The sequence below is a fragment of the Streptococcus oralis genome, from assembly GCF_001579175.1.
GTDB lineage: Bacteria > Bacillota > Bacilli > Lactobacillales > Streptococcaceae > Streptococcus > Streptococcus oralis_O.
The window spans coordinates 54,920-63,876 of the sequence record NZ_KQ970760.1; the positions used below are offsets into that span (position 1 = coordinate 54,920).

The window sequence follows — 8,957 nt, forward strand, 5'->3', positions numbered from 1 at the left end:
CGTTCAGGCTAACTACACTCCTTATGATGGAGATGAAAGTTTCCTTGCTGGACCAACAGAACGTTCACTTCACATCAAAAAAATCGTAGAAGAAACAAAAGCACATTACGAAGAAACTCGTTTCCCAATGGACACTCGTCCAACATCTATTGCTGATATTCCTGCTGGATTTATCGATAAAGAAAACGAATTGATCTTCGGTATCCAAAACGACGAACTCTTCAAACTCAACTTCATGCCAAAAGGTGGTATCCGTATGGCTGAAACAACTTTGAAAGAAAATGGATACGAACCAGACCCAGCTGTTCATGAAATCTTCACTAAATACGTAACAACAGTTAACGATGGGATCTTCCGTGCTTATACTTCAAACATCCGTCGTGCTCGTCACGCTCACACTGTAACTGGTCTTCCAGATGCTTACTCTCGCGGACGTATCATCGGTGTCTACGCACGTCTTGCTCTTTACGGTGCAGACTACTTGATGCAAGAAAAAGTGAACGACTGGAACTCTATCGAAGAAATCGATGAAGAAACAATCCGTCTCCGTGAAGAAATTAACCTTCAATACCAAGCATTGCAACAAGTTGTTCGCTTGGGTGATCTTTACGGAGTTGACGTTCGCAAACCAGCGATGAATACGAAAGAAGCTATCCAATGGGTTAACATTGCCTTCATGGCTGTCTGCCGTGTGATTAATGGTGCCGCTACATCTCTAGGTCGTGTGCCAATCGTATTGGACATCTTTGCAGAACGTGACCTTGCTCGTGGTACATTTACTGAATCAGAAATCCAAGAGTTTGTTGATGATTTCGTTATGAAACTTCGTACAGTTAAATTTGCTCGTACAAAAGCTTATGACCAATTGTACTCAGGTGACCCAACCTTCATCACAACTTCTATGGCTGGTATGGGTAACGACGGTCGTCACCGTGTTACTAAGATGGACTACCGTTTCTTGAATACTCTTGACAACATCGGTAACTCACCAGAACCAAACTTGACAGTTCTTTGGACTGACAAATTGCCTTACAACTTCCGTCGCTACTGTATGCACATGAGCCACAAACACTCTTCTATCCAATACGAAGGTGTAACAACAATGGCTAAAGACGGATACGGTGAAATGAGCTGTATCTCATGTTGTGTATCTCCACTTGACCCAGAAAACGAAGATCAACGTCACAACATCCAGTACTTCGGTGCTCGTGTAAACGTTCTTAAAGCCCTTCTTACTGGTTTGAACGGTGGTTACGACGATGTTCACAAAGACTACAAGGTATTTGACATCGATCCTATCCGTGACGAAGTTCTTGAATTCGAATCAGTTAAAGCCAACTTCGAAAAATCTCTTGACTGGTTGACTGACACTTACGTAGACGCTTTGAACATCATCCACTACATGACTGACAAGTACAACTACGAAGCTGTTCAAATGGCCTTCTTGCCAACTAAACAACGTGCTAACATGGGATTCGGTATCTGTGGATTTGCTAACACAGTTGATACATTGTCAGCTATCAAGTACGCTACAGTTAAACCAATCCGTGACGAAAATGGCTACATCTACGATTACGAAACAATCGGTGAATACCCACGTTGGGGTGAAGATGACCCACGTTCAAACGAATTGGCAGAATGGTTGATTGAAGCTTACACAACTCGTCTACGTAGCCACAAACTTTACAAAGACGCGGAAGCTACAGTTTCACTTCTTACCATCACATCTAACGTTGCCTACTCTAAACAAACTGGTAACTCACCAGTCCACAAGGGTGTATACCTCAACGAAGATGGTTCTGTGAACTTGTCTAAATTGGAATTCTTCTCACCAGGGGCTAACCCATCTAACAAAGCTAAAGGTGGATGGTTGCAAAACTTGAACTCACTTGCAAGCCTTGACTTTGGTTATGCTGCTGACGGTATCTCACTTACCACTCAAGTATCACCTCGTGCTCTTGGTAAAACTCGTGACGAACAAGTTGACAACTTGGTAACAATCCTTGATGGTTACTTCGAAAACGGTGGACAACACGTTAACTTGAACGTTATGGACTTGAATGATGTTTACGAAAAGATTATGTCAGGTGAAGACGTTATCGTACGTATCTCTGGATACTGTGTAAACACTAAATACCTCACTCCAGAACAAAAAACTGAATTGACACAACGTGTCTTCCACGAAGTCCTTTCAATGGATGATGCATTGAGCTAAGATTCAATTAGAATAATAAGAAAGCCAGTCAAAATGACTGGCTTTTTACTATAATATCAAAGATTGGCCTAATTACAGATGTAACATATATTAAGCTATTTATATCAGTTTACCGATATAAATAGCTCAAAATTGAATGGCTAGGTTATAGAATGATGCAAATACGTGTATTTTTAAGTTAATATACTTGAATAGATTGTATTGAGATGTTCTAATATATTAGATAAACTCTAATTAGTGATAGAGATTGTCAGAATGGCATGTTTTAATCTCACAGGGGGATTAAAATTAGAAATTTCATATAGAAAAGAGGGAAAGAGATGTCGACAAGCAAAACGTCAAGAATGCTATCTAAATTTTCTGCGTTAGCTTTTGCAATTTTAGGTCTAGCTTCTGTTTTGATAGGCGTTGTTAGGGCAGATAATCCGGTCTCAAAAGAATTGATACAAGTGATTACAGGTATTGATCTGTTAGATGCATCAGATACTAAGCAGAATGTGACTTCGGAAGGAGATTTCTCGCTTCGTACGAATTTAGCATATAAGCTTCGCGTGACTTTTGATCTCAAACAGTATAATGAGAACTTGAATAACGGGGATTATTTTACTTTTGATATTCCGGCTCCTATTACGGTTTATAATGGTAATCAGGAGTTGATTGATCCGGTTACTCAAGTAGCTATAGGAGAGGCAGTAGTCACATCAAATGGTGATGACCAAGGTGGCAAGGCAAAGATAACCTTGAAGAACCTGGATAAATACTTGGCTAAAACTGGAGGAGACAAAGTAAAGGATGTATCTGGTAACTTTTCTGCATCATTTAGATTCTTAAAGGATCAGAATAAGACTCTAATTAATTTTAATTCTTCTTCAATGAAGCAAGAAATTAAACATGTTTATAGTTCAAAAACGATTTCAGGTCCTAAAGTTGGTACTGAAAACTACGCAAAATCTGGTGGTCAAGCATCACGTGACAATTGGACTTCTGAAAAATTAGCAGCTATTGGATCAGTTAGCAAAGGAGATGCTGTTTCAAACTGGCGGGTACGTGTAAATACGGAAAAACAAGATTTTGGACAGAACATTGTTCTACACGATACGATTCAAAACGACGATACATCCTATACTCCTGCTCAATATATACCAGAAACTTTGAGAGTTTACAGGGCGGATATTACTGGTGGAACGTCCGCTGTTCCTGATGATGCTGTATTATTATCTGAGGGAAAAGAATATACGGTTGATTGGAATGAAAACTATACTTCTTTTGATATAACATTTAAAGATGGAACGACATCTTACTTTGTTACTTATAATACAACAACTCCAAATGATGGTACTAAAGTAGCAAATATCGCAGCCTTGTCTCTAGCAGACGGAACAAAACTGGCTCAAAATACAAGTCGTCCAGGAGCTCTTAGCATGAAAGCAGAAGCGACTTCCTTGATTTCAGGGACTATCGTGGCTTCTACAGCTTACCAAATTAAGATTAATAAGACAGATGCCTTCACTCTTGCACCCGTTCCAGGAGCAGTTTATACTGTAACGGCATCAGATGATGCAAGTGAAACAACAGAAGTGACTACAAATGAAAAAGGAGTGGCACTGACTAAAACTTATGATCAGAAATGGGAAGGTAAAACTTTCAAGATTAAAGAGAAGACAGCTCCAGCTGGTTATAAGCTAGATGAGAAAGAGTATACAGTTAAACTCGGAGCAGCAGGTTCTACTATTAATCTTAAAGATGAACCAGTTCCAGCTGTATTCAATGTGACTGCTAAGAAAGTGGTAGAAGGTCGTACAGATAAACTTCCTAAAGCAGATGAGTTTACTTTCAACCTATACACAGCAGAGAACTTGAAGACTCCAGTAGCTACAGCTAAATCAAAAGCTGACGGAACGATTACCTTTGAGAATATTGAGTTGAAAGGTGCGGGAACTTATCGCTACATCATCAAAGAAGATACTTCAAAAGCAATCGATGGTATCACATTTGATGAGGAAGGCAAGGAAGTTACTGTAACAGCAGCATTTCAAGGTGGCGTATTGAAAGCTTCTGTTACTTCAGCAGAACCAACTTTCACCAACACTTATAAAGCAGCTCCAACAAATGCGACAATCAAAGCAACTAAGAAGATTACAGGTAATAAAGAGCTTGTAGCTGATGCTTATACTTTCGAATTGAAAGAGAAAGGCGCCGTTGTAGCTACAGCTAAGAATACTGCCGAAGGTAAAGTAGCCTTTGTTCGTTCATTCGAAGAAGCAGGTACTTACACTTATACCTTGGTTGAAAAAGTTGGTACTGAAGAGGGTGTTGAATACGACAAGACTGAGCATACCGTAACAGTCACTGTAGTTGCGGATGATCAAGGTCTCTTGACTGCAAAGGTTTCGTATGCGGATGGTAAAGAAGTTGTATTTACAAATAAATACACTGTTCCCACACCAACACCAGAACCAAATCCAAATCCAGCTCCAAATAATCCAGGAACAACGCCAGATCCAGCACCAACACCAGATCCAACGCCAAATAATCCAGGAATAAATCCAACTCCAGGAACAGAACCAACTGATCCAGGACAAAAAGAGGATCCAAAACCAGCACCTCCAGCTACTGAGACTAAAGGTAAAGCTGAACTTCCAAACACAGGGGAAGCAACCTCTATCCTTTCTGCGCTTGGATTTGTAGTCTTGGCATTGAGTGGATTGGTATTCTTCGTAAAACGCAAAGCTTAAGCTTTTGTAGAAGAAACATGAAACTTGGTACGTGAGAATATTTCTTCTCTCTTAAACTTGATAGAGAAAGTCTCTAGAAAATTCGTTTTCTAGGGGCTTTTTTGTACTTCAAAAAATTTTTTTAAAAAATAGTCAAATTTGGTCAAAAACTATTGACTTTTACTGACCAATGTGATATAGTAGGAACATAAGGAAAATGAATTCCTTAGAAAACTTCATTTTCAATGATTCTATTTCTTGAAAATGTACGATAGATACCCTAGAAAGGGGTGAGGCCTATGTTGAATCTAACAGACTTTGAAAAGAAGATGATAAAAGGCTTATTTAAAAAAGAAAAACCAGAAATTATACGTAGAGTAGCTAGTTAGCTAGTCTAAAATTTTTAAAACAAAGGTCAAAGATAGTCAATATCAGAGATCGCAAATAATTAAGAATAAACGAGGTAAAGAATATGAACAACAACTTTAATAACTTTAACAACATGGATGATTTATTTAACCAATTGATGGGTGGTATGCGAGGATACAGTTCTGAGAATCGTCGCTACTTGATTAATGGACGTGAAGTGACACCTGAGGAATTTGCTCACTATCGTGCAACTGGTCAATTGCCAGGAAATGTAGAATCTGATGCGCAAATGCAACAACACGCTTCAGGTATGAAACAAGACGGTGTCCTTGCTAAACTAGGTCGAAACTTGACCGCAGAAGCTCGTGAGGGCAAGTTGGATCCTGTTATCGGACGAAACAAGGAAATTCAAGAAACTTCTGAAATCCTCTCACGTCGTACCAAGAACAATCCTGTTTTGGTCGGAGATGCAGGTGTTGGTAAGACCGCAGTTGTCGAAGGTCTAGCACAAGCAATTGTGAACGGAGATGTTCCAGCTGCTATTAAGAACAAGGAAATTATTTCTATTGATATCTCAGGTCTTGAGGCTGGTACTCAATACCGTGGTAGCTTTGAAGAAAACGTTCAAAACTTAGTCAATGAAGTGAAAGAAGCAGGAAATATTATCCTCTTCTTTGATGAAATTCACCAAATCCTTGGCGCTGGCTCAATCGGTGGAGATAGTGGTTCTAAAGGTCTTGCAGATATTCTCAAACCAGCTCTCTCTCGTGGTGAGTTGACAGTTATTGGGGCAACGACTCAAGACGAATATCGTAACACTATTTTGAAAAATGCAGCTCTTGCTCGTCGTTTCAACGAAGTGAAGGTCAATGCTCCTTCAGCAGAGAATACCTTTAAAATCCTTCAAGGAATTCGTGACCTCTATCAACAACACCACAATGTTATCTTGCCAGACGAAGTCTTGAAAGCAGCAGTGGATTATTCGATTCAATACATTCCACAACGCAGCTTGCCAGATAAGGCTATCGACCTTGTCGATGTAACGGCAGCTCACTTGGCAGCTCAACATCCTGTAACAGATGTGCATGCTGTTGAACGGGAGATTGAGGCAGAAAAAGACAAGCAAGAAAAAGCAGTTGAGGCAGAAGACTTTGAAGCAGCTCTCAATGCTAAAACACGTATTGCAGAATTAGAGAAAAAAGTCGAAAACCACACAGAAGACATGAAAGTGACTGCAAGCATCAACGATGTGGCTGAGTCTGTGGAACGAATGACAGGTATTCCAGTGTCACAAATGGGAGCGTCAGACATCGAACGTTTGAAAGATATGGCTCATCGCTTGGAACACAAGGTAATCGGCCAAGATAAGGCAGTAGAAGCAGTGGCTCGTGCTATCCGTCGTAACCGCGCTGGTTTTGATGAAGGCAATCGCCCAATCGGTAGCTTCCTCTTTGTAGGTCCAACTGGGGTTGGTAAGACAGAACTTGCTAAGCAATTAGCGCTCGATATGTTTGGAACCAAGGATGCGATTATTCGTTTGGATATGTCTGAATACAGTGACCGCACAGCTGTCTCTAAACTGATCGGTACAACAGCCGGTTATGTGGGGTATGATGACAATAGCAATACCTTGACAGAACGAGTTCGTCGTAATCCTTACTCTATCATTCTCTTGGACGAAATTGAAAAAGCTGATCCTCAAGTCATTACCCTTCTCCTCCAAGTCTTGGATGACGGTCGTTTGACTGATGGTCAAGGAAATACAGTGAACTTCAAGAACACTGTCATTATCGCGACATCAAATGCTGGATTTGGCTATGAAGCCAATTTGACAGAAGATGCGGACAAACCAGAATTGATGGACCGCTTGAAACCGTTCTTCCGTCCAGAGTTCCTTAACCGCTTTAACGCAGTTATCGAGTTCTCACACTTAAATAAGGAAGATCTTTCTAAGATTGTGGACTTGATGTTGGCTGAAGTCAACCAAACCTTGGCTAAGAAAGACATTGATTTGGAAGTCAGTCAAGCAGCTAAGGACTTTATCACAGAAGAAGGCTATGACGAAGTCATGGGTGTTCGTCCTCTCCGTCGAGTAGTTGAACAACAAATTCGTGATAAGGTGACAGACTTCCACTTGGATTATCTAGATGCTAAACATTTGGAAGCAGATATGGAAGATGGCGTCTTGATCATTCGAGAAAAAGCCTAACTCGAGATTTTGAGAATAAAAAAAGAAGGAACTAGCTAAAAAGCTGGTTCCTTTGTTTTGTTTAGATGATATGGCGTTCAAAGGCATCATCTGATATTCCTTGTTTCAGGATGAGTTTTGCCCATTCTTTAGCAGAAAAGAGGCTGTGGTCCTTGTAGTTTCCGCAAGATTCGATGGTTGTTCCAGGCACATCTTCCCAAGTAGTGGTTTCAGCAATTTCCTTGAGCGAATCCTTGATAACAGCTGCAATCTCAGCGCTGGTATGGCGTCCCCACATAATCATGTGGAAGCCTGTACGGCAACCAAACGGCGAACAGTCAATCATACCGTCAATGCGGGTACGGATGAGTTTGGCCAAGAGGTGCTCGATTGTATGAAGACCAGCGGTAGGGATAGAGTCCTCATTTGGCTGTACCAAGCGAATATCAAAGTTGGAGATAACATCTCCCTTTGGCCCTGTTTCTTCCCCAATCAAGCGGACATAGGGTGCTTTGACAATGGTGTGGTCAAGTTCAAAACTTTCAACAATAACTTCTTTTGACATGGTAAATCCTTTCAGTTTTCTTCTTTCATTATATCATAAAGACTGCTCTTGAAACAGAGAGAAAACCTCCCCAAGAAAGGAGAGGTTTGAGTTTTTATTTGCGATACAAGCGATCGTATTGGTAGTATGGATCAAAGGTTACGTTGATGCCTAGTTTGCGTAGGACATTCTTGTCTTCGTCGGTCAAGATGATGGTTGAGTGGGCTTCGCTTCCTTTGAGATTACCAAGTTCCTTCATTGCGCGTGCAGCATCAGGATTTTCCATGGCTGTAATAGCAAGGGCAATGAGAATTTCATTTGAATGGAGTCGCGGATTGCGGCTACCTAGATGATTGATTTTAAGGCCTTGAATTGGTTTGACGACTTCAGGCTCGATTAGTTTCACTTCCTTAGCGATGTCAGCTGATTTTTTGATAGCATTGATCAAGGCAGCAGCTGTAGGCCCAAAGAGTTCAGAGTTTTTACCAGTTACGATTTCCCCATTTGGCAATTCAAGGGCTAGGGCAGGTCCACCAGTTTCTTCCGCCTTTTGACGTGCTGCGACAGCAACCTTACGGTCTGCAGGTGTGATACCGAGGTCGTTCATGAGCAGTTCAATCTTCTTGACAGCAGTTTCTCCGACTTTTTCAGCTTTAAAATCAAGTACAGTCTGATAGTAACGGCGAATGATTTCTTGTTTTGAAGCTTCGATAGCAGCTTCATCATCTGTAATAGCGAAACCAACCATGTTGACACCCATGTCTGTTGGTGAAGCGTATGGAGATTCACCGAGAATGCGTTCCAACATACGTTTGAGTACTGGGAAGATTTCGATATCACGGTTGTAATTGACAGTGGTTTCTCCGTAGGTTTGGAGATGGAAAGGGTCAATCATATTGACATCATCAAGGTCTGCTGTGGCAGCCT

5 protein-coding genes are annotated in these 8,957 nt (G+C 40.9%); 3 read left to right on the forward strand and 2 right to left on the reverse strand.

Annotated elements, in window-relative coordinates; genetic code table 11:
* From pflB to SORDD24_RS04600, 3 genes are all read left to right on the forward strand, one after another.
* The coding region (gene pflB, locus SORDD24_RS04590; protein ID WP_061408007.1) for a formate C-acetyltransferase at positions 1–2,215 on the forward strand (2,215 nt) is incomplete at its 5' end.
* A 320-nt stretch (positions 2,216–2,535) separates the two neighbouring features.
* On the forward strand, positions 2,536–4,950 hold the full coding sequence (locus tag SORDD24_RS04595) for a Spy0128 family protein (RefSeq protein ID WP_061408009.1): 2,415 nt from the start codon (positions 2,536–2,538) through the stop codon (positions 4,948–4,950).
* 451 nt (positions 4,951–5,401) lie between these two features.
* Positions 5,402–7,507, forward strand: coding sequence for an AAA family ATPase (locus SORDD24_RS04600; protein WP_061408012.1), 2,106 nt, complete (start codon positions 5,402–5,404; stop codon positions 7,505–7,507).
* Between the two features lie 61 nt (positions 7,508–7,568).
* On the opposite strand, the gene SORDD24_RS04605 is transcribed toward SORDD24_RS04600, so the two are convergent.
* Positions 7,569–8,051, reverse strand: coding sequence for an S-ribosylhomocysteine lyase (locus SORDD24_RS04605; RefSeq protein ID WP_061408015.1), 483 nt, complete (start codon positions 8,049–8,051; stop codon positions 7,569–7,571).
* A gap of 94 nt (positions 8,052–8,145) precedes the next feature.
* The coding region (locus SORDD24_RS04610; RefSeq protein ID WP_155720127.1) for a DUF1846 domain-containing protein at positions 8,146–8,957 on the reverse strand (812 nt) is incomplete at its 5' end.

Coding starts and splice junctions, on each gene's coding strand:
- SORDD24_RS04595 (WP_061408009.1), top strand. CDS start 2,536: ATGTCGACAAGCAAAACGTCAAGAATGCTATCTAAATTTTCTGCGTTA.
- SORDD24_RS04600 (WP_061408012.1), top strand. CDS start 5,402: ATGAACAACAACTTTAATAACTTTAACAACATGGATGATTTATTTAAC.
- SORDD24_RS04605 (WP_061408015.1), bottom strand. CDS start 8,051: ATGTCAAAAGAAGTTATTGTTGAAAGTTTTGAACTTGACCACACCATT.